Here is a 24,438-nt window from a genome sequence, read left to right as displayed (position 1 = left end):
GATGGACACCTTCGCCCTGGTCGTGACCATCGCGGTCGCGCTCTTCTTCACGTACACGAACGGCTTCCACGACTCGGCGAACGCGATCGCGACGTCGGTGTCGACGCGCGCGCTCACCCCACGGGCGGCGCTGGCGATGGCGGCGGTGATGAACCTGGCCGGCGCCTTCCTCGGCTCCGGGGTCGCCAAGACGGTCAGCGAAGGCCTGATCGCCACCCCCACCGGGGGCACGGGTATGGGCATCCTCTTCGCCGCGCTCATCGGCGCCATCACCTGGAACCTGATCACCTGGTACTTCGGCCTTCCGTCCTCCTCCTCGCACGCCCTGTTCGGCGGCCTCGTCGGGGCGGCCCTGACGGGCGGCACCGCGGTCCACTGGAACGGCGTGGTGGACAAGATCATCATCCCGATGTTCCTGTCCCCGGTGGTCGGCCTGATCGTCGGCTACCTGGTGATGCTGGCGATCATGTGGATCTTCCGCCGGTCCAACCCCCACAAGGCCAAGCGCGGCTTCCGCATAGCGCAGACGGTCTCGGCGGCCGGCATGGCGCTCGGCCACGGTCTCCAGGACGCCCAGAAGACGATGGGTGTGGTCGTGCTGGCACTGGTGATTTCCGGCCACGAGACGTTCGGCGACCCGATCCCGGTCTGGGTGAAGCTGGTCTCGGCGGTGATGCTCTCCCTCGGCACCTACGCGGGCGGCTGGCGCATCATGCGCACCCTGGGCCGCAAGATCATCGAGCTGGACCCGCCGCAGGGCTTCGCGGCGGAGGCCACCGGCGCGTCGATCATGTTCGGTACGGCGTTCCTCTTCAAGGCGCCGATCTCCACCACCCACGTCATCACCTCGGCGATCATGGGCGTCGGCGCGACCAAACGCCTCAACGCCGTCCGCTGGGGCGTGGCCAAGAACATCGTCCTGGGCTGGTTCATCACGATGCCGGCGGCCGCGCTGGTCGCCGCGCTGGCTTTCGGGGTCCTCAAGCTGGTGGTGTTGTAGCTCCCTCCTCCCGACCCGCCCACCGCCCACCCGCCTCGATCGGCTGAGAAGCCGGCCAAGAGGGTGGGCGGGCGGCTGTCCGGGGCGGCTACAGCTGGTGGGACACCTCCCAGTGGGCCCCGGGCACCTTCGTGTAGTAGTCGTTCGGCGGGCCCGTCGCACTCGGCAGGCGCGAGTCCTTGCGCAGGGTCTCGCTGTGACCCACGGACCCGCGGCGACGTCCGCGGCCGAAGCCGGGGCGATTCCGCCGGCCCCCGCGGTCGGGGTCAGCCCCTGGCGCCCGCGGCAGGCGGACCGCCGCGGCCTTCGCCGATCGCCGCCGGGCTGGGCGGCAGCAGCCGGTGCGGCCGTACCCGGTGGATCAACGGCGTGGCCTGGGCGCCGTGCACCCGCGCTGACGGCAGCACCCTCGTCTTCGCCGTACGCGTGGTCAACACCGGCCCCGACCCCGTGACCGTCAGGGTGAAGCCGGCCTGCGTCCGCGCCGCGGTGGCCCACCCCTGTCCGGGGAGGTGGGGCCACGGAGTGCAGCTCACCGCGCGGCCGGGCCAGACGGTGACCAGCCCCCTGACGGAGTGCACGGTGGCGAGACTGCCGGCACCCGCGTTCCAGGCCAAGTCCTGGGTGATCACCGGCCAGGAGTCCACGTGGGGGTACCGAGAGATGTCCCCGACCGTCCACATCCGGCCGGACGGCCGGCCGATCTGGGCCGACGAGGCCTGACCGGCCCCCGCATCGGTCCGGGCACGCGCGTGGGCCCGCCCCCGGGAGCCAGGGGCGGGCCCTTTTGCGTCCTCGCGGTGGCACCGCCATGCAGCACCGCGAGGGGTTCATCGGCGCCGTCCCGGCCGAGCCGGGGCGGCAGCGCCTGTCAGCCGAAGCGGCCGGAGATGTAGTCCTCCGTGGCCTGGACCGACGGGTTGGAGAAGATGCGCTCGGTGTCGTCGATCTCGATCAGGCGGCCCGGCTGGCCGACCGCGGCCAGGTTGAAGAACGCCGTGCGGTCCGAGACACGCGCCGCCTGCTGCATGTTGTGCGTCACGATGACGATCGTGAAGCGCTCCTTCAGCTCGCCGATCAGGTCCTCGATGGCGAGGGTGGAGATCGGGTCCAGGGCGGAGCAGGGCTCGTCCATCAGCAGGACCTTGGGCTCGACCGCGATCGCGCGGGCGATGCACAGGCGCTGCTGCTGGCCGCCGGAGAGGCCGGAGCCCGGCTTGTTCAGGCGGTCCTTGACCTCGTTCCAGAGGTTCGCGCCCTTGAGGGACTTCTCGACGATCTCGTTCAGCTGCGACTTCTTGTAGTTGCCGTTCAGGCGCAGACCCGCCGCCACGTTGTCGAAGATCGACATCGTGGGGAAGGGGTTCGGGCGCTGGAAGACCATGCCCACCTCGCGGCGGACCGACACCGGGTCGATCCCGGCGCCGTACAGGTCCTCGTCGTCCAGGAGCACCTTGCCCTCGACACGGCCACCGGGGGTGACCTCGTGCATCCGGTTCAGTGTGCGCAGGAACGTCGACTTGCCGCAGCCGGAGGGGCCGATGAACGCCGTCACCGAACGCGGCTCGACGGTCATCGAGATGTCCTCGATCGCCTTGTGGGAGCCGTAGTAGGCGGTCAGTCCGCTTACGTCGATTCGCTTGGCCATGTCTACTTCACTTCCAGAAATTCAAGCTCGGTCGCTGTATGGCCGCGCTCAGCGACCGGTCTTGGGGGCCTTCCAGCGGGCGATGCCGCGGGCCACCAGGTTGAGGATCATCACGAAGGCGATCAGCGTGAGCGAGGCCGCCCAGGCACGGTCGTAGGCCGCGCTGGCACCAGCGCTCTGCTGGTACTGCTGGAAGATGAACAGCGGCAGCGACGCCTGCGCACCCTCGAACGGGTTGTTGTTGATGAACGGGTTGCCGAACACCAGCAGCAGCACCGGCGCGGTCTCGCCCGCGATACGGGCGATGGCCAGCATGACGCCGGTGGTGATACCGCCGATCGAGGTCGGCAGGACCACCTTCAGGATGGTCCGCCACTTCGGCACGCCGAGCGCCAGCGAGGCCTCGCGCAGCTCGTTCGGGACGAGCTTGAGCATCTCCTCGGTGGAGCGGACGACCACCGGCATCATCAGGATGGCCAGGGCCAGCGAACCGGCGAAGCCGAACGGCTGCATCTTGAAGATCAGCATCAGCGACAGGATGAACAGACCGGCGACGATCGACGGGATACCCGTCATGACGTCCACGAAGAACGTGACGGCCTTGGCGAGCTTGCCCCGCCCGTACTCCACCAGGTAGATCGCGGTGAGGATGCCGATCGGCGCACCGATGACGGTGGCGAGGCCGACCTGCTCCAGGCTGCCGATGATGGCGTGGTAGATACCGCCACCGGGCTCGGAGTCGGCGACGACGCCCATGGAGTGGGTGAGGAAGTAGACGTCGAGGACCTTCACACCGCGCGAGAGGGTCGTCCAGATCAGGGAGACCAGCGGGATGACGGCGAGCAGGAAGGCGACCCAGACGAGGGAGGTGGCGATCCGGTCCTTGGCCTGCCGGCGGCCCTCGACCTTGGCGGCGATGCCGTAGGTGCCGAGGATGAAGAGGATCGCGGCGATCAGGCCCCACTCGACCTTGCTGCTCAGGCCGCCGATCAGGCCGATGGCCACGGCCAGGACGATCGAGCCGGCCGCGATGGCCCAGGGGGACCACTTCGGGAGGCTGGCGCCGCGCAGGGTGCTCGGGCGCTTGGTGACGGCTGCGGTGCTCATGCGTTGGCCCCCGAGTACTCCTTGCGGCGGGCGATGATCATGCGGGCCGCGCCGTTGACCACCAGGGTGATGACGAAGAGGACGAGACCGGAGGCGATCAGCGCGTCCCGGCCCTGCTCGGTGGCCTCACCGAACTTGCTGGCGATGTTCTGGGCGAACGTGCCGCCGCCCGGGTTGAGCAGGCTCGCGTGGATGACGTAGTCCGGGGAGAGCACGGTGGCGACGGCCATCGTCTCGCCGAGGGCGCGGCCGAGGCCGAGCATGGACGCCGAGATCACACCGGAGCGGCCGAAGGGCAGCACGGCCATGCGGACGACCTCCCAGCGGGTGGCGCCGAGGGCCAGCGCGGCCTCCTCGTGGATCCGCGGGACCTGCCGGAACACCTCACGGCTGACGTTGGTGATGATCGGCAGGATCATGATCGCCAGCAGGACGCCGACGGTGAGCATGGAACGGGGGGCGCCGCCGTCCCAGGAGAAGATGCCGGTCCAGCCGAAGTAGTCGTTCAGCCAGCCGAACAGGCCCGCCATGTGCGGGACGAGGATCAGGGCACCCCAGAGGCCGTACACGATGGACGGCACGGCGGCGAGCAGGTCGATCACGTAGGCGATGGGACCGCTCAGCCGGCGCGGGGCGTAGTGCGTGAGGAACAGCGCGATCGCGACGGCGATCGGGACCGCGATGACCATGGCGATGACCGAGGAGACGATCGTGCCGAAGGCCAGCACCGCGATGCCGAAGACCGGCGGAGTGAGGTTGGTGTTCCACTCGAAGGTCGTGAGGAAGTTCCCGTGGTCCTTGCTGATCGCGAGGGACGCACGGTAGGTGAGGAAGACCGCGATCGCGGCCATGATCACCAGCAGCAGGATGCCCGAGCCGCGCGAAAGGCCGAGGAAGACGCGGTCACCGGGGCGGGACGCCCCGCGGGCGTTGCGCTTCTGCTCGGCCGCCGTGGGCTGGGGCGTGGGAGGGGGTGTGTCGGTTGTCTTGGTCGATATGTCCATCGGGTTCTCCGGTCTGCGGAGCCGGCCGCCCGCGCTGGGGGCGGCGGCTCTTGGCGGCGGTGCACCGGACGGTGCGGCCCGGCCCGTACGGGCGCCGGGCCGCACTTTCGGATCAGATCAGCTCAGGCCCGCGATGGTGGTGCGAACCTTGCTGATGATCTCGTCGGGGATCGGGGCGTAGTCGTTGCTCGACAGCACCTTCTGGCCGTCCTCGCTGGCGATGTAGCCGAGGAAGGCCTTGGTGGCGGGCAGGGTGTCCGCCTTGTTGCCCTTGTCGCAGACGATCTCGTACGTCACCAGGGTGATCGGGTAGGCGTTCTCGGCCTTGGTGGCGTAGTCCAGCTTCAGCGACAGGTCCTTGCCGGTACCGACGACCTTGGCGGCCGCGATGTCGGCGGTGGCCGTCTCCACGGAGGGCTTGACCGGGGCCTTGGCGCCGGTGGCGATGGCGACGGTGTTCATGTCCTTGGCGTAGGACAGCTCGAAGTAGCCGATCGCGCCGGAGTTCTGCTTGACGCCCTGGGCCACACCGGCGGAGCCGGAGGCCGCCTGGCCGCCCTGCGCCTGCCAGGCCTTGCCGCCGGAGTACTTCCAGTTGGCCGGGGTGGTGGCGATCAGGTACTTGGTGAAGTTGTCCGTGGTGCCGGAGTCCTCGGAGCGGTGGAAGGCCTGGATCTTCAGGTCCGGGAGCTTCGCCGACGGGTTCAGCTTCTTGATCGCCGGGTCGTTCCAGTTCTTGATCTTGCTGTCGAAGATCTTGGCGATCGTCGGGGCGTCCAGGACCAGGTTGTCGACACCCGGGACGTTGTAACCGAGGGCGATCGGGCCGCCGACCATCGGCAGGTCGATGCCCTGGCCGCCGGAGCAGACCTTCTGGGAGGCCGTGACCTCGTCCGGCTTCAGCGCGGAGTCGGAACCGGCGAAGGCGAGCTGACCCTGGTTGAAGGAGGTGACACCGGCGCCGGAGCCGCCACCCTTGTAGTTGATCTGCACGCCACAAGCCTGGGAGAACTCCTTGACCCAGGCGTCGATCGCGTTCTTCTGCGCGGAGGAGCCGTCGGCGAGCAGCTGCCCCTTGGCGTTGTCGCACTTGATCGCGGAGTTGGCGGCAGAACCGGACGGGTTGCCCGAGGCCTTGCTACCGCCACCAGTGTCGTCGGAGCCGCACGCCGTCAGGGCCAGGGCGCCGGAGACGGCGATCGCACCGAGCGAAAGGGCGCGCAGCCGGTTCTTGCGCTGAAGCTTCACTTTCGGGAGTTCCTTCCAGGAGCCGCCGCTGTCGGCGGCGTGCGAGGTATGGAGGTAGCGCGAGCGCATATGGCCGCGCTCCGCACCGTGCACGGCCGAAATTAGGCAGAACAGGTGAAGCCGCCGATGGCCGGAAGTGAACGAGAGGTGAACCCCTGCCGTCGGCCCGGTTAGGTCACGGAACGCTTACGGGGAGGGCACACCCAGGTCCCGACCGCCGGGTTACACGCACCCGTCTTCGGCGTTCGTTTCCCTGTGTGCGAACTGTTACGAACCAACGCGTCCACCGGGTCGTCTCACCCCAGGAAAGGCCAAGGGGGCCTGCGGAAAGGCGACACACGACGATGAGCATGGAACGGCGTACGTTCATCGCGGGCGGCACGGCGGCACTGGCTGCGACCGCGCTCACCGGTTGCAGCTCGGGCCCGGGCAGGTCCACCGCTACGGCGACCACGGGCTCATCGTCCCTCACGTCACTCAAAACCACCAGCGCGAACGCCGCGGCGAACTGGACGGCCCTCGCCCATGACCTGGACGGCACCCTCGTGCGGCCCGGCGACGCGAGCTGGACGACGGCCCACCAGCTGTACAACACCCGCTTCGACGGCCTCAAGCCCGCGGCGGTCGCCTACGTGGCGCACGCCGACGACATCCGTACGACCCTCGCCTACGCCCAGGCCCACGGCGTCCGGGTCTCCATACGCAACGGCGGCCACTCCTACGCGGGCTACTCCTCCGGCGACAGCCGCCTCATCCTCGACGTCTCCCGGCTGAACCGCATACGCGTCTCCGGCGGGACGGCGGTCGTCGGCGCCGGCTCCAAGCTGATCGACGTCTACCGGGGGCTGGCCGCGAAGGGCGTGACCATACCCGCGGGCTCCTGCCCCACCGTCGGCGTGTCCGGCCTGGTGCTCGGCGGCGGTCACGGCGTCGCCTCCCGTGCCTACGGCCTGACCTGCGACAGCCTCACCCAGGCGACGGTCATCACGGCCGACGGCACCCAAGTGACCGCGAACGCCTCCTCCCACTCCGACCTTTTCTGGGCGCTGCGCGGCGCCGGCAACGGCAACTTCGGCGTCGTCACCGAGCTGCAGTTCAAGACCCACCCGGCACCGCAGGCGGTGACCGCGTACATGACCTGGCCGTGGGCGAAGGCGGCCGCGGTGCTCAAGGCCTGGCAGGAGTGGGGGCCGGGCCAGCCCGACGAGATCTGGTCCTCCCTGCACCTGGAGTGCTCGCCGGGCCGCACCCCGACCATCTCCGTGGCCTGCTTCTCCCTCGGTACCTACGGCGAGCTGCAGAACGCCGTGGACCGCCTGGCCCACGCGGCCGGCGCCAACGCCTCCTCCGTCACCCTGCGCCGCCGGGGCTATGAGGAGGCGATGGAGATCTACGCCGGCTGCTCCTCCTTCTCCGCCGACGCCCAGTGCCATCTGCCCGGCCCCACGCCGGGCCGCTCCCCCCAGGGCAGGCTGGGCCGGGAGACGTACGCGGCCCGCTCGGACTTCTTCGACCGCTCCCTGTCCTCGGCCGGCATCCAGACGGTGCTGGGGCAGATCGCCTCGGTGCGGGGCGGCGCCGGCAGCATCGCGTTCACCGCCCTCGGCGGCGCGGTCAACCGTGTCTCCCCCACGGCGACGGCCTTCGTCCACCGCCGCTCCCGGATGCTGGCCCAGTACATCGCGTCCTGGGGCGCCGGAGCCTCCGGCGGCACCGCCCAGTCCTGGCTGACCTCGGCGCACAACGCGATGAAGCCCTACGCCTCCGGCGCGGCGTACCAGAACTACACCGACCCGACGCTGACGGACTGGAAGAAGGCGTACTACGGCGACGCGGTGACGCGGCTGGGGAAGGTGAAGAAGCAGTACGACCCGCAGCGCTTCTTCTCCTACACGCAGGGGCTGTAGCCGCCGCTGCCCGGCTCAGGTGTGGCAGAGCACCTCGGCGACGACGGCTTCGGGATCGAGATCTTCGAGGTAGGCGTTGGCCCGCTCCGGGTACCCCTCGGTGTGGTCGTCGTCCCAGGTGCCGTCCAGGGTCAGCAGGGCGTGACCGGGCACCGCGCGCAGCGTGATCGCCTGCCGGGCCCGGTCGTGGTCGACCGTGAAGTAGGTCACGGGGTCCTCGAGCAGGAACCTCATGCCGAAGTGGGGGTCGTCACCGCGGACCGCCCGCTGGGCCACCTCCTGCACCAGAGGCTGGGCGAGATGCTCCCGCGTCGCCCGGTCCATCGGATACCCGCCGGGGTCGGCCTCGTGCCGGGCGACGAACTCCGCGAGCGGCCGGGCCGGCGGGAACTGGCCACTCAGTTCCCGCCATGCCTCGGTCATCGCGTCGTGTTCCCGTACGGCCCGCCGCCGCATGACCGTGAAGTCGAGCAGCCCGCGGGGCCCTCCGTGGCACTCCAGCGGCCCGAGCGCCGCCAGCTCGGCCTTGCGGCGCGGGACGGTGGAGGCGGTGATCAGCCGACGGTCGCCGTCGCACTCGGGCCGCACGAGGAGGGGCGCCTCCTCGGCAGCCCCGAGCAGCCACCAGTCCCACTCACCGGCCGGATTGCCGTTCTCGGAGAGGTTCCAGTCGTACGGCGCCATCGCCGCCGCGAGTGCCTCCGGCACCTTGCGGGGCGCGGTGGGCGGCAGACACACCGTGGCGTAGAACTTGGTCATGGGAGGGGAGGGTACGGCTGAACGAGCAGGCACGCGCGGGGGTTTCCGGGGAACCAGCGCGGCAGGCCGGCCGGCCCGAGCGCAGGGCTACGCCGCCAGGTCCCGTTCTTCCGCTTCCACCGCCGTACGGGCCCCGGGCAGCAGGGCGTCACGGCTGCCGGGTCCGCCCGCGCGCCTCCGTACCACCCACCCCGCCCGGGGCGATCCCTCCACCGCCCGCATCAGCGGTGTGAGCAGCGCCATGGCCGGCGGGGACAGCAGCAGCGCGACGGCCGTGCCGAGCGCGAACCCGCCGACGACGTCCGTCGGATAGTGCACCCCCATGTAGACCCGGCAAAACCCCTCCAGCAGCGCGAGCCCGATCCCGGCGAGGCCGAAACGGCGGTTGGCGACGAAGAGGGCCACCCCCAGCGCCATGGTGATGGTCGCGTGGTCGCTGACGAAGGAGAAGTCGGTCTTGCCGGAGACGAGGACGTCCAGCCCCTGGTGGTCGACGAAGGGACGGGGCCGTTCCACGAAGCCCCGGATCGGGATGTTGACGGCCAGGGCGATACCGGCCGCGAGCGGCGCCCACACCAGCGCGGCGACGCAGGACGCGGCGTCCTCGCCGCCCCGGCGCCGCACGGACCACCAGCACCACAGGACCAGCAGGGCCATGGCGAGCAACAGGCCGTACTCACCGAGGAACTCCATGACCCGGTCGAACCAGTGCGGGGCGTCCTCGGCCAGGCCGTTGATGTCGTAGAGCAGGCCGACGTCGGGGTTCGATCCGGATTCGGCGAGTACAGCCATGGTGCTGCGGCCCCTTCGTCGTCTGCCGGACGCACCTCGTGTGCGTCGCTCCTGCCCCCGTGGTTCGTAGATCCGCTTCCGCTGTACTGCCCTACTGCCCGCACTGACGTCCGCTCGGCTACGTCAACAGGAACGCACGGTCCCCATCAATACGTTCCACTCTCCACTGAATGATCACGCAGACGTTATCGAAGAGAGACGCATCACCGCAGCTCAGGGGATGGGTTTACGCTCGGTTCACACCGCCTCAAACCGCCGTGGGGAGTGCTTTCGCGCCCTCTTCGGTGACGCGGGTGGCGCCGAAGTAATCGGGCGTGTCGATGGGGTCGAACCGGATGACGGCACCGGTGCGCGGCGCGTCGATCATGTACCCGCCCCCGACGTAGATCCCCACGTGGTGGATGGCCCGCGAGTCGCTGAGGTCGGTGGAGAAGAACACCAGGTCGCCGGGGAGCAACTCGTTCCGCGAGGGATGCGGCCCGGCGTTGTACTGGTCGTTGGCCACACGCGGCAGGCTGATCCCGACCTTCGCGTACGCGGCCTGGGTCAGTCCCGAGCAGTCGAAGCGTCCGCCCTGCTCGGCCGCCCCCTCACCGCCCCACAGATAGGGCGTGCCGAGCTTGCCCTGCGCGAACGCGATGGCACCGGCGGCCTGCTGGGTGGGGTCGATGCGGCTGACGGGCGCGGCGAAGCTCTGCTCCAGGCTGCGGATCCGCTTGACGTAGTTCTGCGTCTCGCTGATCGCCGGGACGCCGCCGGCCCTTATGACGCGGTAGGCACCGGCGTTGTAGGCGGCGAGCATGTTGTCGGAGACGTTGCCGGGGACGTCCTTGACGTACTTCGCCAGCTCGCAGTCGTACGAAGCGGCCGACGGGATCGCGTCGTTGGGGTCCCAGACGTCCCGCTTGCCGTCCCCGTTGCCGTCGATGCCGTGCGTGGCCCAGGTGCTGGGGATGAACTGGGCGATGCCGCGCGCGTCGGCCGGGCTGACGATCGTGGGGTTCCAGCCGCTCTCCTGGTACAGCTGGGCGGCGAGCAACGCCGGGGTGAGCGCCGGGCACAGATTGCCCCACTTCTGCACGAGCGTCTTGTAGGCGGCCGGCACGGCCCCCTTGGCGAGTCCGCGGCTTCCCGAGGTCACTCCGTCGACGAGGTTCCCGGCGACGACGTACACCCCGATGACGAGCAGCATGACGAAACCCATGCCGGCCCCCACGAGGGCACCGCCGACGACCCACGCCTTACGCACCGTCAACCGCCCCTCGCCACCGGCCAGTCCACCCGCAGCAGTGTATGAGCGGACCGCCTTGCCGCACGAGGACCCCGGACCCGCCGCACGGCCGGCATACCACGCACACACCACCGCGGGCGCTGCGGCCGGCGCCGCCATGACGGCGACGTTCCAGGACTCGTGGGTGACTTGGCGGCCCGTTCGCACGGCACGGATACGTCAACGGGGCCGGTCCTCGTGAACGGGCGGGACCCGGGCGCCTCGGGCTCTTGATCCGTTGCCCCGCCGGAGACGCCCGGGGCGGTACCGCGCGTCGCACGCCGGCCCGGAGCTCCTCGGCTCAGCGAACAAGGGCACTCAGGGCATGAGGCGGCCGATCGTCTCGTACCCCGACGCGGCCGAGAAGTCCGGCGACTGCCGGCGCGGGATCAGGTGGTACGGCACGGTGGGCGAGGCTCGGCCGTCAGCCGTTCGCCGTGGCGTCCTTGTACAGCTCGGCCGCCCCCTTGCCCAGCACCACGCTGTACGACACGTCGTCGGTCGAGCCGCCCTGCTCATGGCCGCCGAGGACGCCGACGACCTGGTCGTCGCCGTTGATCCAGGGGCTGCCGCTGGTGCCGCCGGTGAAGGCGGGGCAGTCGATGCGCTGCTGGGTCCTGCTGTGCGCTTTCGGCTTGTTGGTGCAGCTGATGGGCACGTCGCGGGAGTCGGGATAGCCGATGACGGTCACGGCCGTGGCGCCGGTGGCCGTGCCGGCGGTGAACCGGTTGGCGCCCACCGCGTCCTCGATCGGCTTGCCGTGCAGGTTCTCGACGCTCACGAAGGCCAGGTCGCTGTCCTCGTCCTTGTCCTTGGCCCACCCGTCGGGCAGGTAGCGCTTGCCCACCTTCCACACCCCGTACGGTGCCTGCCCGTCCCGGTAGCCCGGTGCGAACACCAGTTTGCTGGCGGCGCCGTCCACGCAGTGTGCGGCGGTGACGAGGAGGTTGCCCTTCGGGCTGTCCACGACCGAGGCCGTGCAGAAGTGCCCGCCGGGCAGCTTGTCGGCCCGGTCGGCGCCGAACAGCGCGCCGACCCGCACCGTCCGCCGGGTCGCGACGACGTCGGCGGTGACCCCGAAGGGCCCCGGCCCGTCATCGGCGGACGCCACGGACGCCGAGGTCACGGCGAGCATCACCACAGCGCCCAGCAACGCGGGACGTGAGGTGACCGTGATGCGTGAGATGCGCTTCATCAGTTCTCACTGTCCCCCACGTAGGTGAGAATCCCGCTGCGACTTAACTGAGATTTTCCTGTGAAACCTCCTGATGGGCGCTGATCTCGTCCGCCGACCGGGGAAGTCCCGGCCCCGGCGCGACGCCTCCCCACGGGAACCGGCCGGCTCCGCACCCCGCTTCCGCATCACCCATCGACAGCCCCGACCAGCGATGATCACGGAACGTCACGGTCATCCGGCCGGTTTCAGCTGCCACTCCACCCCGGTCAGCTCTTCGGACAGCGTCCACAGCCGCCGCGCCGCCGCCGGATCGCCGGCCGCCGCGCTGCGGCCGACCAGGGTGGGGGCGCCGCGCATCTCACCGAGACCGGAGGGGCCGGCGTAGGAGGCGCCGGGGAGGTCCTGGCTCGCGGCGTAGAGGGTGGGCAGGGCGCCGGCCTTGTCGCTCTGCGCGAAGACCTTGTTCCCGACCGCCATGAGGGCCCTGGCCAGCGGGTTCGCATGGTGGCTCTGGAGGTTGGTGGCCGCGTAGCCGGGGTGGGCGGCGAGGGCGCGGACGGAGGAGCCGGACTCGGTGAGGCGGCGCTGGAGTTCCAGGGTGAACAGCAGGTTCGCCAGCTTGGACTGGGCGTAGGCGCGGGTCGGGGTGTAGCGGCCGCGCAGGTTGACGTCGGCGAAGTGAATCGCTCCGTCGCCGCCGCGGTGGAGGCCGGAGGACACCGTCACCACCCGGTCCGTGATGTGCGGGAGCAGCAGGTTGGTCAGCGCGAAGTGCCCGAGGTGGTTCGTGCCGAACTGCATCTCGAAGCCCTGCTTGGTGCGCTGCTCCGGCAGCATCATCACGCCCGCGTTGTTGATCAGCAGGTCCAGCGGGCGGTCCCAGGCGTCCGCGAACTCGCGCACCGAGTCCAGGTCGGCCAGGTCCAGGCGGCGCACCTCGGTGCTGCCGTCCACCTTCGCCGCGGCGGCGCCGCCCCGAGCGAGGTCCCGTACGGCGAACACCACGTGCGCCCCGGCATGGGCCAGCGCCTCGGCGGTCGCGAGGCCGAGACCGCTGTTGGCGCCGGTGATCACGGCCGTACGGCCGGTCAGGTCGGGGAGGTGGGTCGCATTCCATTTCGCATCAGCCATGTCCCGAATGTAGGCACCGACAACAAAGCTGTCAACGACAACATCCGGATACGATGGCACGCATGCCGCGCATGTCCTCCGCCCCCGCGAACCGCCCCTACCACCACGGAGACCTGCGCGCCGCCCTGCTCAAGAGCGCCGAGCGCACCCTGCGTGCCAAAGGGGCCGGCGCCCTCTCCCTGCGCGAACTGGCCCGTGACATCGGCGTGAGCCACGCGGCTCCGGGCCGGCACTTCAAGGACAAGCAGGCCCTCGTCGACGCCCTCGCGCTGGACGGGTACGAGCGCCTGAACCAGGCCCTGGACGCGGCCACCGCGGACTCCGCCCTCACCTTCGAGGGACGGATGGCCGCCCTCGCCCGCGCCTACCTCGGCTTCGCCGTCGAGAACCCCGAGCTGCTCGAGCTGATGTTCGCCCGCAAGCACGACCCCGACAGCTCCGCCCAGCTCGCCGCGGCCGTCGACGAGTCCCTCGGCTCCTTCACCCGGATGATCGCGGACGCTCAGGAACGGGGCGAGATCGTCGCGGGTGACCCCGAGCGGATCACGACGGTCGCCGCCGCGAGCCTGCACGGCCTCGCCGCCCTCATCGCCAGCTGCGCACTCGACGCCGACGAGGCGATGAGCGGCCTGGACGAACACGTCCACCTGCTGCTGCACGGCCTCAAGCCGCGCTGACCCCACGCGGCACCGGCCCAACCTGTGCACGCGGTCAAGCGCCACCCAGCACACTGCCATTGATCAGTAAGCCCCCAACCGCCTTGAGTAACGCGGAAGTCAGAAATCCGAAAGCCGCTTGTTGTCGCGTACTCAACAAGCGATGGTCGACACGGGCCGCCGCCCCCACCGGTCACCCACCGGTGGAACCCCCACACCCGCAGGCCTCTGTCCACCACTCACAGGAGGCTGTACCTTGCGTACGACCACCCCCGACTTCCCCCACATACGCGGCAGATGGAGCCGCGTCGGCTCGGCCGCCGCGGCCACCGCCGCGCTGGTCATCGCCGGACTCGGCACCGCGGCACACGCGAACGCGCAGACCGCCGCCACGGGCCACAGGGTGACCGCGGAGTCCGTCGCCGCCCAGGTCGCCAAGGCCCACGTGCGCTACGAGAAGGCGTGCGGCACCACCCCGAAGAAGGGCTACGCCGCCTGCGACGCGCTGCGCGTCACCGGCGGCACCACCGCCTTCATGGAGAAGCAGGCGGCGCTGAAGGGCATCACCCCCAAGACCGTGAAGCCCGACGCCGCCGCCGACTCCCCGACCGGCTACGGCCCGAGCGACATCCAGTCGGCGTACGGCCTGACCGATGCCGCCTCCGCGAACGGCTCGGGCGAGACCGTCGCCATCGTCGACGCCTACGACGACCCGAACGCCGAGTCCGACCTCGCGGCCTACCGTTCGTACTACGGCCTGCCGGACTGCACCAGCGACAACGGCTGCTTCACCAAGGTCAGCCAGACCGGCTCCACGACCTCCCTGCCCTCCGCCGACAGCGGCTGGGCCGGCGAGATCTCCCTCGACCTCGACATGGTCAGCGCGACCTGCCCGAACTGCGACATCCTGCTGGTCGAGGCGAAGTCCGCGTCCGACGCCAACCTGGGCACCGCGGTGAACGAGGCCGTCAAGCTGGGCGCCAAGTTCGTCTCCAACAGCTACGGCGGCTCGGAGTCCTCCTCCGACACCACGTACGACACCTCGTACTACAAGCACCCGGGCGTCGCCATCACGGCCAGCGCCGGTGACGAGGGCTACGGCGCCGAGTACCCGGCCGCCTCCCGGTACGTCACCGCGGTCGGCGGCACCTCGCTGTCGACGTCCTCCGACAGCCGCGGCTGGACCGAGTCCGTCTGGAACACCTCCAGCACCGAGGGCACCGGCTCCGGCTGCTCCGCCTACGACGCCAAGCCCAGCTGGCAGACCGACAGCGGCTGCGCCAAGCGCATGATCGCCGACGTGTCCGCCGTGGCCGACCCCGCCACCGGCGTCTCCGTCTACGACACCTACGGCTCCGACGGCACCGGCTGGAACACCTACGGCGGCACCAGCGCCTCCGCGCCGCTCATCGCCTCGGTGTACGCCCTGGCCGGCACCCCGGGCAGCAGCGACTACCCGGCCCAGTACCCGTACCGTGCGGCCGGCACCTCCGCGCTGAACGACGTCATCAGCGGCAGCAACGGCAGCTGCTCCACCAGCTACTTCTGCACCGCCAGGTCGGGCTACGACGGCCCGACCGGCTGGGGCACCCCGCAGGGCACGGACGCCTTCGGCGCGAGCTGAGCCCCACGCACACGGGTGACCACCCCGTCGGGTCACGGGGAGCCGCCGGATGAGGGGGACGTGGGGTCCCCTCGGCGGCACGGAAAGGAGGACGGGCCGCGGCAGCCGGCCGCGGCCCGTTTTCCCTGCCCAACTCCCGCTGCGACAGCCGTGAATCGAGCCGGTCGTGCGCCGTCCCGGCACCGCTCTCCTGAGAGGTCGGAGGGGCGTAGCCGGAGGGGGCGGAGGCGCCGGCGGCCTTCGGGGGGACGGTCGGCCCGCGCCAACGCCGAGGCCGATCCGGCGAAGTACCGCTCGTCCTACGGCCTGTCCTCCCGCACCACCTCCAACGGCCGCTTCAAGAAGGTCAGCCGGACCGGCTCCACCGGCTCCCCGCCCTCCGCCGACAGCGGCCGGGCCGAGGAGCCCCCGCCCCGCGGACCGAGACGCCGGCCGCCGGGCCGTCGGAGCTCCTACGGAGTGACGGGCCGGCCGGTACACCTTCGGCGGCACCAGCCGGCTCGCCCCTCGTCGGCGGCGTCCACGCCCTCGCCGGCACCCCGCCGAACAGCAGCGACCCGGCCGGGGCACCCCGCAGGGCACCGCGGCCTCCCACCGGCTGACCCCGCGTCAACCCCGCACGCCACCAGGCCTCCACGGCACCGCCGTCGGGGCCTTGTCCGGTTCCCCTCCCCCGCCCATGAGAACATCATCTCGACGCCTCACCCGACCGGCCGTCAGATACCGCGCCAGGTCGTAGAGGAGGACAACGACGGAACCACACCACAGGTTCCGGTCGGACCTCGTTGCCCGGCGTGACCTGCCGTGATACACAGAGTGACCGTACGAGCTATTCGTACGAAACCCGCCAGTCAATGACGTCAAGTCGACATACGTTGGCGGCGTTGTCGGCGACAATGAGTCCTGACCTCTGCACCCCGCAGGGGGCCAGCGGAACTACCCACCAGGGGCGGTGACTTACATGCTCTTTGCGGCCGACAAGGGAGACATCAACACCATCATCGGCGGGATCGCTCCGGACTGGGGCCCCTTCGGCAGCCTGGGCAACGAGGCCAAGGTGATGATCGAGGTGGTGATGGCCGTAGCCATCCTTCTCTGCCTCGGCATCGCGGTCTGGGGCGCGGCCAAGCAGCGCATCGGCGCCACGGCCCTCCGGGACACCTTCAGCGCCGAACAGGGCAAGGGCCTCATCATCGCCGGCCTGACCGGGGTCTTCATCATCGGCTCCCTCGGCACCCTGTTCACCATCGTGTACGGCATGGCGGTCTGACCCCGTTCTTCCTTCCGGCTGAGGTTGCGTCTCCCTGATGTCGAGTCACCACACCGCGCCCGCGCGGGAACCAGCACGGCTACCGTCGTATGCCTACGAGGGTGAGGGAGTGCACACAGCATGAATCCCGGAGACGAACAGGCATACGCCGACTACGGCGACACGGGCCACACCCGCACCCGCCTCCCCGAGGGCGACCCCTACGGCGGCGCCCCCCGCCGGGGCCCCCGCCGCTCCTCCTCCCGCAGCCTGGTCACGGTGGTAGGCGTGGTGGTCCTCCTCATCGCGGCGATCGCCTTCGCCAACAGAGGGGACCATTCGTCCGCCGACGGCTCGACGACGAAGTCCGACAAGCCGGGGGCCGCTCCCACGGCCCCCAGTGGAACGCGCCCCGTAGACACCAAGTCCGCCGGCGTACCTACAGGGTTCGCCCACACGGAGCAGGGAGCGCAGAGCGCGGCGTCGAACTACGCGGTGGCGCTGGGCTCAACGGGCATGTTCAACAAGGACAGTCGCGACGCGCTCCTGCACCTCCTCTACACCTCCGGAGCCGCGACTCGGCTCGAGGGCCCGATGGACCAGGCCTACTCGACCGACTTCCTCGCCCAAATGGGCCTCGACTCCGAGGGCAACCCGCCGAAGGGCAGTACGTTCGTCTCCCGGGTGGTCCCGATCGGCACGACGGTGCAGCTCTACGCGGACGACCACGCCAAGGTAGCGGTCTGGTACATGGGCCTCATCGGCATGGCGGGCAGCTCCTCCACCGACCCCGTCACCTCGTCCTGGAAGACATGGACGTTCGACCTGCAGTGGTCCGACGGCGACTGGAAGATCGCCGCCGACACCCAGAAGGACGGCCCCGCACCGGTCCCAGGTGACGACAAGGCCGCCACCTCCGACGAGATCAGCAAGGCCATCGAACAGTACGGAGGGTTCACGTATGCCCGGTAACCCGCGACGTGCGCTCAAGCTCGCCGGAGCCGTGACAGCCGTACAGACCACGGCCGTTCTGCTGGCCACGCGCGCCTTCGCCGCACCCTCGCCCACCCCTTCCGGCGGCCCGTCGCCCTCACCCTCCAAGAGCAAGTACAACTGCGACGTCATCTCCGGCGAGGCCAGGAAGTACTGCGAACGCGGCAACACCTCCAGCGGATCCGGCGGTGCCAACGTCCCCGACACCTCCACTCTCGACCCGCTGTCCTCCCTGGCCAAGGGCTGTGCCGAAGCTGCTTCCTGGACGATCGACAAGCTCAGCAAAGCCGTGAAGGAAACCGCCAACGTAGACTTCACCAACCCCAAGTTCCTGCAGCAGTACGCCATCGTCTTCGCCGCGTCCACGATCCTCACCCTCCTGCTGTGGCTCCTCGCCGTGGCCAAGCGCGCGGTGCGCGGTGTGCCGCTCACCACCGCCATCTCCGAAGCCGTCGGCTTCCTGTGGCTGACCGTGCTCGCCTCCGCCTTCACCCCGCTGATCCTGTACACCGTCGTGTCGGCCACCGACGGCGTCACCGACGTCCTCGCCCGGGCCACCGGCGACCAGGCCGACACCTTCTTCGGCACCTTCTCCGGCGCCCTCGGCAAGGGCACCGACATCGGCGGCGGCCCCATCATGCTGATCGTCGTCTCCCTGGTCAGCATCCTCGCCGCCGGCGTCCTCTGGCTGGAGCTGGTCATCCGCGCCGCGCTCCTCTACGTCGGCGCCCTCCTCGGCACCGTCGTCTACGCCGGCCTCGTCGACAAGAACCTGTGGGGGCACGTACGGCGCTGGGCGGGGATCATGATCGCCGTCATCCTCGTCAAGCCGGTCATCGTGATCGTGCTGGGGCTCGCCGGCGCGCTGTCCAGCGGCAACGGCCCCGACTCCTTCTCCGCTGTCGTCTCCGGCCTCGCCATCATCCTGCTCGCCATCTTTGCCAGCGCGATGATCTACCGCTTCGTCCCCGGCTTCGGCGACGACATCGCCAGCGGCCGCAACAACCGCATCATGCAGGGCGCCGAGAGCAAGGCCGCCGCCGTCATCAGCTCCCCCGCCACCCTCGTCGCCCAGGGCATCAAGACCCACAGCACCCGCGCCGACAGCAACGGAGCCGCAGGCGGGCAGAGCAGCAGCCCCCGTCCCGCCAACCCCGCCACCGGCGGTGTCGCCGCACACAGCAGCCGTACCCCCACCGGGGGCGGCGGAGCAGTCCCTTCCGCCACGCCCGCCCCCCGGGCGCCCAGCCCCGCCAACACCCCGCACGCCAGCAACACCCGCAACATCAACCGCACGGGAGGTGAAGGGCGTTGACGACCGAGTCCCATCTGTCCCATCCGGTCACGCCCCGCCGTACGTATCTCATCGGCCGCGCCCGGCCGAACGCGATCGTCGGCCGGAACCGCGAGTCCGGCGAGATCGCGCTGATCATCGCGGGCGCGTTCCTCGGCATGATGTGCGGCCTTCTCGTCCCGGTCCTGTCCCTGCGGATCGTGCTGCTCATGGGCTTCCCGCTGCTCGCGCTCGCCGCGGTCTACGTGCCGTACAAGCGCCGCACCTTCTACAAGTGGTTCGAGATCAACCGCAGCTACAAGCGCATCGTCAAGGGCGGCAACGCCGTCTACCGGTCCGGCGCCGCGGAGGCCGGGACCGCGCTCGACGGGCGGGAGGTCGAGGTCGGGCCACCTCCCGGCATCGGGCGGATCACCTGGCTCGCCGCGCCCTTCGGGCCGGATGAGATCGCGGTGCTCCTGCACGCCGACCGGAAAACCGTCACCGCCGCCATCGAGATCGAAGGTCCCGGCGTCGGCCTGCGCGACTCCGAGGACCAGGAGGCCCTGGTCGACCGCTTCGGCACACTCCTCAAGCACGTCGCCAACGGGGACGGCTTCGTGACGCGGCTGCAGATGCTCGCCCGCACCCTGCCCGCCGACCCCGACGCGCACGCCAAGGACGTCGCCCTGCGCGGCGACGACCGCTCCCCGGGCTGGCTCCAGCAGTCGTACGACCAGCTGCAGTCCATGGTGTCCACCAGCAGCGAGCAGCACCGCGCCTACCTCGTCGCCTGCATGCACTACTCCCGCGAGCTGGCCGCCGAGGCCAACGCCATGGCCCGTGCCGTCCGCGCCCGCGGCGGCAAGGTCGACCGCGACGCGGGGCTCGCCGTCGTCATGGCCCGTGAGCTGACCGACATCTGCTCCCGGCTCCAGGAAGCCGACATCCGGGTGCGGCAGCCGCTGGGCCAGGGCCGGCTGGCATCCCTGATCCACTCCATGTACGACCCCGACCACCCCATCGACCACATCCAGGCGATGACCCAGCGCAACGCCTGGCCGGCCGAGCTCGACGCCATGGAGCCCACGTACCTCCAGGCGAAGACCCGCGAGTCCAACACCCGCGCCCCCTGGTGCCACGCCACCGCCTGGGTGAAGGAATGGCCGATGACCCCGGTGGGCGTCAACTTCCTCGCACCCCTCCTCGTGCACACCCCGGACGTCATCCGAACGGTCGCCGTGACGATGGATCTCGAACCCACCGAGGTAGCCATCGAACGCATGCTGACCGAGAAGACCAACGACGAGGCCGAGGCCTCCCGCGCCGCCAAGATGAACCGGACCGTCGACCCCCGCGACGTCGCCGCGCACAACCGTCTCGACCAGAGAGGCGAGGACCTCGCGAGCGGCGCGGCGGGCGTCAACCTCGTCGGTTACATCACCGTGTCCTCCCGCACCCCGGACGCCCTCAACCGCGACAAGCGCACGATAAGGGCCTCCGCCGGCAAGTCGTACCTCAAGCTGGAGTGGTGCGACCGAGAGCACCACCGCGCCTTCGTGAACACACTTCCCTTCGCCACCGGCATCCGAAGGTAGGGGCTGATTCGCCGATGCGGGATCCGCTGTCCGTCCTCACCGACGCCTTCACCTCCTTCCTCTTCGGGAAGGTCGAGACGACCCGGCTGCCGGTGCGCACCTCCACGGGCCAGGCCCAGGCGGTCTACCTGCCCACGGCCGCACCCGGCCTGGGCGACTCCGGCGTCATCATCGGCCGCGAGGTGTACTCCGGCAAGGGCTACATCTACGACCCCTTCCAGCTCTACGGCCAGCAGCTCCCGGCCCCGCACTGGCTCGTCCTCGGCGAGTCCGGCAACGGCAAGTCGGCCCTCGAGAAGACGTACGTCCTGCGCCAGCTGCGCTTCAAGGACCGCCAGGTCGTCGTCCTGGACGCCCAGGGCGAGGACGGCGTGGGCGAGTGGAACCTGATCGCCGAGGAGCTGGGGATAACGCCGATCCGGCTGGACCCGACGGCCGCCCTGGACCACGGGATCCGTCTGAATCCCCTGGACCCGGCGATCACCACCACCGGCCAGCTCGCGCTGCTGCGCACCATCATCGAGGTCGCGATGGGCCACGGCCTCGACGAACGCGCCGGCTTCGCGCTGAAGGTCGCGCACTCGTACGTCAACGAGACGATCCTCGACCGCCAGCCGGTGCTGACCGACATCGTCGAGCAGCTACGACACCCCGAGCCGGAGTCGGCCGAGGCGATGAACGTCGCCATAGACGACGTACGGGCCTGGGGCCTCGACGTCGCGCTCGTCCTGGACCGGCTGGTCGACGGTGACCTGCGGGGCATGTTCGACGGCCCGACCACGGTCGGCATCGACCTGGACGCCCCCCTCATCGTCTTCGACCTCTCCCACATCGACCGCAACTCCATCGCCATGCCCATCCTCATGGCGATCGTCGGCGTGTGGCTGGAGCACACCTGGATCCGCCCCGACCGCAAGAAACGCATCTTCCTGGTCGAGGAGGCCTGGCACATCATCAACAGCCCGTTCGTGGCCCAGCTGTTCCAGCGCCTGCTGAAGTTCGGCCGCCGGCTCGGTCTGTCGTTCGTCGCGGTGGTCCACCACCTGTCCGACGTGGTCGACGGCGCCGCGGCGAAGGAGGCGGCGGCCATCCTGAAGATGGCCTCCACCAGGACGATCTACGCCCAGAAGGCGGACGAGGCCCGAGCCACCGGCCGGGTGCTGGGTTTGCCGCGATGGGCCGTGGAAATCATCCCCACACTGACGCCCGGCATCGCCGTATGGGATGTCAACGGCAACGTTCAGGTGGTCAAACACCTGATCACGGAGACGGAACGCCCGCTGGTCTTCACCGACCGCGCGATGACCGAGTCCTCCAGCGACCTCGCGGCCGACGACGCCCTGCGCGCCGCCGAGCTGGAGGCCGAACAGCGGGCCGCGGCCTTCGTGGAACAGCACCTGGGCGACTCCGAGTCGACGGTGGCATAGGGGCAGAGGCAGGGGAGGAACGGGTGAGACCGGACGCTCGCGATCACCGCGCGGACCGCCGGGACGGCCAGGGCGGCATTCCCGACGGCCTCCTGATCGGCATCCTCGCGTTCCTCCTCGGCATGACCCTGCTGGTGTGGACGGCCACGGGCCTCGCCGCCCTCTTCACCAAGGGGGCCTGGCCCCACGGCGTCGTCTTCATCCGCACCCCCCTGGCCATGCGCCACCTCATCGGCGCACCCCACGACATCACCGGCGCCTGGCCGGACACCCCCGCCGCCCAGCTCTCCGGCTGGGGTCTGTTCTGGGGCCTGTTCATCGGCCAGCTGATGGTCCTCTTCGTCCTCACCGTGTTCGTGATGGGAGCGGTGGCACGGTGGCGGGCGGGGAGGGCACGGAGGAGGGAACAGCCAGGAGCGGTCAAGGAGACCGCGCAGCCGGTGCCACACCTCCCCCTGCCCCAACCCCCCTATGAGGTCCCCGCACCTCGCAGTGAACCCCAGCCGCAGGAGTCGGGCACCCTTCCAGCCGACGGCAAACCGGTGGGCGAGTGGGAAGCCGGCCCCGCCGAGGGCCCCGTGCTCTACGCACCCCCCGCAGCCCGCCAGAGGGCCGCAGCCCAGGCCGTACGCGACGCGGAAGGACCCACCCTGGTCGTCACCTCGGACCCCGGCCTCTGGGCCGAGACAAAGGACGCCAGGGCCAAACTCGGTCCCACCCTCCTCTACGACCCCACCCATCTCTGCGACACCCCGGCCCGCCTCCACTGGTCCCCCACCACCGGGTGCGAGGACAAAGAGACCGCGCTGACCAGAGCCACCGCCCTCCTCGCCCCCGTACAGCCCACGGCCAAGATCGACCAGGCGGTGGCCGACACGGCACTGACACTCCTGCGCAGCTATCTGCACGCCGCCGCCCTGGAGAACCGCACCGTCCGCCATGTCCACCGCTGGTCCCAGGGCACCCAGGTCCAGGACGCGGTACGCACCCTCCGCACCCACCCCAAGGCCGCCCCCGGCGCCGCCGGCGAACTCGAGGCCGCGCTCACCGCCCACCCCGAACGCCGCGACATCGCCCAGGAGTTGACCGGCCGCGCCCTCTCGGCGCTCTTCACGGTGAACATCCGCGAGGCCTGCACACCCAACCGAACTGATGCGCTCACCCTGGATTCCTTCGTCCACGAAGGGGGCACGCTTTATGTGGTCGGTGAATCCATCGAGGACCCCAGGAGCAACCCGGGCGCGATGCCCCTCCTGACGGCCCTCGTCTCCAGCGTGGTCGAGCGCGGCCGGCGCATGGCCGAACGGTCATCCTCCGGTCGGCTCGACCCACCACTCACCCTGGTGCTGGACGACATCGCGGCCGTGGCCCCGTTCCCCCAGCTCCCGGACCTCCTCGCCACCGGAGCCGATCAGGGCCTGCCGACCCTCGCCCTGCTCCGCTCCCGCGAACAGGCCCGCTCGCGCTGGCCGCACCGGGAACTACCGGTCTAGGACGAATTCCAGCTCGGAATCCGCGGGATGGTTCTCCAGCGGCACGGTCACCCCGCTCGGCACGAATCCGGCCTTCCGGTAGGCACCCTGGGCCCGGACGTTGTCCTGGTGCACCAGCAACCGCACCCGCTCCGCACCCCGCTCCCAGGCCCATGCCACGCCGGTCGCGAGCAGCGCCTGGATCAGCCCGTTCCCTCGGTGCCCGGGCCGTACGAACACCCCGACCACGTGTCCCTGCCGGCGCTCGACCGGAAACCCGGCCCAGTCCGTGCTCCCGGCTTCCTCGATGAGCACGGTGACCGAACCGACCCACGTCCCGTCGGGCGCCTCCGCGATGAACTGCCGAGCCCCGCCGGCCTCCTGGGCAGAACGCTCGGCCCGTTCCTGATAGAACGAGTCGGGCCGGGCCACGGCATCCTCGTAGGTCTCCAGAAAGGCCAGGTGGGCAACGGGGTCCCGCAGCGCGTCGAGCCGCAGCCGCTTCGCCTCCGCCCACTCCGTGGCCCGTATGCCGCGTACCACGTAGCCATTGCTCGTCAAGGTAGTCATGGGGGCACCGTAATGCGGGGCCGCCGTCGGTGGCAGCTCATATTGTGGATACATGACAACACTGCCCGAGCGGCCGAACACGGCATTGCTCGTCATCGACTCAGGACACGGAGCCCCTGATCCCGAAGAACTACCCGGACTCCTTCGAGGACACCGAGTTGGAGACCGTGCTCGCACGCCACAAGGTGGGCCGGCTCGTCGTCACCGGTGCCCAGACGGACGTCTGCATCCGCTCCACCCTGCACGGCGCGATCGTCCGCGGCTACGACGCGACACTGGTCGCCGACGCCCACACCACGGAGGACCTCACCAAGTACGGCGCTCCGGCCCCGGAACAGGTGATCGCCCACACCAACCTCTACTGGAAGCGGCACGAGGCCCCCGGTCGGCGGGGCGGGACCGTGGAAACGGCGGAAGTGACCTTCTGAGACTGCTCGGAAACGCAGAAAGGCCCACGCCGTGTGGCGTGGGCCTTTCCCAAGAATTGTTCGGCGGCGTCCTACTCTCCCACAGGGTCCCCCCTGCAGTACCAT

Annotated in this window: 21 protein-coding genes and 1 pseudogene; 12 read left to right on the top strand and 10 right to left on the bottom strand. The window is 70.2% G+C overall.

The features are described 5' to 3' along the window. Nucleotide 1: 1 nt before the first annotated feature. Together AB0L59_RS38010 and AB0L59_RS38005 are read left to right on the top strand one after the other, a co-directional pair. Nucleotides 2-1,000, top strand: a complete 999-nt coding sequence (locus AB0L59_RS38010; protein ID WP_365591522.1) for an inorganic phosphate transporter — start codon at nt 2-4, stop codon at nt 998-1,000. 369 nt (nt 1,001-1,369) lie between these two features. Continuing rightward, on the top strand, nt 1,370-1,723 hold the full coding sequence (locus AB0L59_RS38005) for a hypothetical protein (protein WP_365591519.1): 354 nt from the start codon (nt 1,370-1,372) through the stop codon (nt 1,721-1,723). Between the two features lie 148 nt (nt 1,724-1,871). On the opposite strand, the gene pstB is transcribed toward AB0L59_RS38005, so the two are convergent. The 4 genes from pstB to pstS all read right to left on the bottom strand — a co-directional run bounded on the left by pstB (nt 1,872) and on the right by pstS (nt 6,007). After that, nucleotides 1,872-2,648, bottom strand: a complete 777-nt coding sequence (gene pstB / locus AB0L59_RS38000; RefSeq protein ID WP_365591518.1) for a phosphate ABC transporter ATP-binding protein PstB — start codon at nt 2,646-2,648, stop codon at nt 1,872-1,874. Between the two features lie 48 nt (nt 2,649-2,696). Beyond that, entirely contained in the window at nt 2,697-3,755 is a 1,059-nt protein-coding gene (gene pstA, locus AB0L59_RS37995; protein ID WP_365591517.1) for a phosphate ABC transporter permease PstA, read from the bottom strand. Beyond that, entirely contained in the window at nt 3,752-4,759 is a 1,008-nt protein-coding gene (gene pstC, locus AB0L59_RS37990; RefSeq protein ID WP_365591516.1) for a phosphate ABC transporter permease subunit PstC, read from the bottom strand. Before pstC ends, pstA begins: the two co-directional genes overlap by 4 nt. A gap of 117 nt (nt 4,760-4,876) precedes the next feature. After that, complete coding sequence (gene pstS, locus AB0L59_RS37985) at nt 4,877-6,007, bottom strand: phosphate ABC transporter substrate-binding protein PstS (protein ID WP_365591691.1); 1,131 nt, start codon at nt 6,005-6,007, stop codon at nt 4,877-4,879. Between the two features lie 350 nt (nt 6,008-6,357). On the opposite strand from pstS, the gene AB0L59_RS37980 reads away from it, so the two are divergent. Then, a complete protein-coding gene (locus tag AB0L59_RS37980) occupies nt 6,358-7,914 on the top strand; it encodes an FAD-binding oxidoreductase (protein WP_365591514.1) in 1,557 nt (518 codons plus the stop codon). Nucleotides 7,915-7,929: 15 nt separating this feature from the next. Here the strand turns inward: AB0L59_RS37980 and AB0L59_RS37975 are convergent, their stop codons facing one another. From AB0L59_RS37975 to AB0L59_RS37955, 5 genes are all read right to left on the bottom strand, one after another. Then, a complete protein-coding gene (locus AB0L59_RS37975) occupies nt 7,930-8,673 on the bottom strand; it encodes a hypothetical protein (protein WP_365591512.1) in 744 nt (247 codons plus the stop codon). 87 nt (nt 8,674-8,760) lie between these two features. Continuing rightward, nucleotides 8,761-9,465: a phosphatase PAP2 family protein gene (locus AB0L59_RS37970; protein WP_365591510.1), complete on the bottom strand. Its 705-nt coding sequence runs from the start codon at nt 9,463-9,465 to the stop codon at nt 8,761-8,763. A gap of 247 nt (nt 9,466-9,712) precedes the next feature. Beyond that, nucleotides 9,713-10,720: a bifunctional lytic transglycosylase/C40 family peptidase gene (locus AB0L59_RS37965; RefSeq protein ID WP_365591509.1), complete on the bottom strand. Its 1,008-nt coding sequence runs from the start codon at nt 10,718-10,720 to the stop codon at nt 9,713-9,715. Nucleotides 10,721-11,159: 439 nt separating this feature from the next. Continuing rightward, a complete protein-coding gene (locus AB0L59_RS37960; protein WP_365591508.1) occupies nt 11,160-11,930 on the bottom strand; it encodes a trypsin-like peptidase domain-containing protein in 771 nt (256 codons plus the stop codon). A 213-nt stretch (nt 11,931-12,143) separates the two neighbouring features. After that, nucleotides 12,144-13,043: an oxidoreductase gene (locus AB0L59_RS37955; protein WP_365591507.1), complete on the bottom strand. Its 900-nt coding sequence runs from the start codon at nt 13,041-13,043 to the stop codon at nt 12,144-12,146. Between the two features lie 62 nt (nt 13,044-13,105). Between AB0L59_RS37955 and AB0L59_RS37950 the strand changes: the two genes are divergently transcribed. The 8 genes from AB0L59_RS37950 (at nt 13,106) to AB0L59_RS37915 (ending at nt 23,356) form a co-directional block, all read left to right on the top strand. Further along, nucleotides 13,106-13,720: a TetR/AcrR family transcriptional regulator gene (locus AB0L59_RS37950; protein WP_365591505.1), complete on the top strand. Its 615-nt coding sequence runs from the start codon at nt 13,106-13,108 to the stop codon at nt 13,718-13,720. 235 nt (nt 13,721-13,955) lie between these two features. Continuing rightward, nucleotides 13,956-15,323: a S53 family peptidase gene (locus AB0L59_RS37945; RefSeq protein ID WP_365591503.1), complete on the top strand. Its 1,368-nt coding sequence runs from the start codon at nt 13,956-13,958 to the stop codon at nt 15,321-15,323. A 961-nt stretch (nt 15,324-16,284) separates the two neighbouring features. Next, nucleotides 16,285-16,593 carry a hypothetical protein gene (locus AB0L59_RS37940; RefSeq protein ID WP_014673544.1) on the top strand — a complete coding sequence of 103 codons (309 nt, stop codon included), beginning with the start codon at nt 16,285-16,287 and terminating at the stop codon, nt 16,591-16,593. 120 nt (nt 16,594-16,713) lie between these two features. Next, nucleotides 16,714-17,544 (top strand): hypothetical protein, encoded by an 831-nt coding sequence (locus AB0L59_RS37935; protein ID WP_365591502.1) that lies wholly within the window; start codon nt 16,714-16,716, stop codon nt 17,542-17,544. Then, on the top strand, nt 17,534-18,880 hold the full coding sequence (locus tag AB0L59_RS37930; RefSeq protein WP_365591500.1) for a hypothetical protein: 1,347 nt from the start codon (nt 17,534-17,536) through the stop codon (nt 18,878-18,880). Before AB0L59_RS37935 ends, AB0L59_RS37930 begins: the two co-directional genes overlap by 11 nt. After that, nucleotides 18,877-20,436 (top strand): SCO6880 family protein, encoded by a 1,560-nt coding sequence (locus tag AB0L59_RS37925; protein ID WP_365591498.1) that lies wholly within the window; start codon nt 18,877-18,879, stop codon nt 20,434-20,436. Before AB0L59_RS37930 ends, AB0L59_RS37925 begins: the two co-directional genes overlap by 4 nt. A gap of 14 nt (nt 20,437-20,450) precedes the next feature. Beyond that, nucleotides 20,451-21,863 carry an ATP-binding protein gene (locus AB0L59_RS37920; RefSeq protein ID WP_365591496.1) on the top strand — a complete coding sequence of 471 codons (1,413 nt, stop codon included), beginning with the start codon at nt 20,451-20,453 and terminating at the stop codon, nt 21,861-21,863. 23 nt (nt 21,864-21,886) lie between these two features. Further along, a complete protein-coding gene (locus AB0L59_RS37915; protein ID WP_365591495.1) occupies nt 21,887-23,356 on the top strand; it encodes a type IV secretory system conjugative DNA transfer family protein in 1,470 nt (489 codons plus the stop codon). Here AB0L59_RS37915 and AB0L59_RS37910 read toward each other — a convergent pair. Further along, nucleotides 23,345-23,905: a GNAT family N-acetyltransferase gene (locus tag AB0L59_RS37910; protein WP_365591493.1), complete on the bottom strand. Its 561-nt coding sequence runs from the start codon at nt 23,903-23,905 to the stop codon at nt 23,345-23,347. The genes AB0L59_RS37915 and AB0L59_RS37910 overlap by 12 nt on opposite strands. Nucleotides 23,906-24,006: 101 nt before the next feature. Between AB0L59_RS37910 and AB0L59_RS37905 the strand changes: the two are divergent. Continuing rightward, a pseudogene (locus tag AB0L59_RS37905) lies at nt 24,007-24,333 on the top strand (isochorismatase family protein); the annotation flags it as partial. Nucleotides 24,334-24,438: the final 105 nt, after the last annotated feature.

It is taken from the genome of Streptomyces sp. NPDC052109 (genome assembly GCF_040680195.1).
GTDB lineage: Bacteria > Actinomycetota > Actinomycetes > Streptomycetales > Streptomycetaceae > Streptomyces.
The sequence above is the reverse complement of the archived record's forward strand: the minus strand, read 5'-3'. Positions and strand labels throughout refer to the sequence as shown.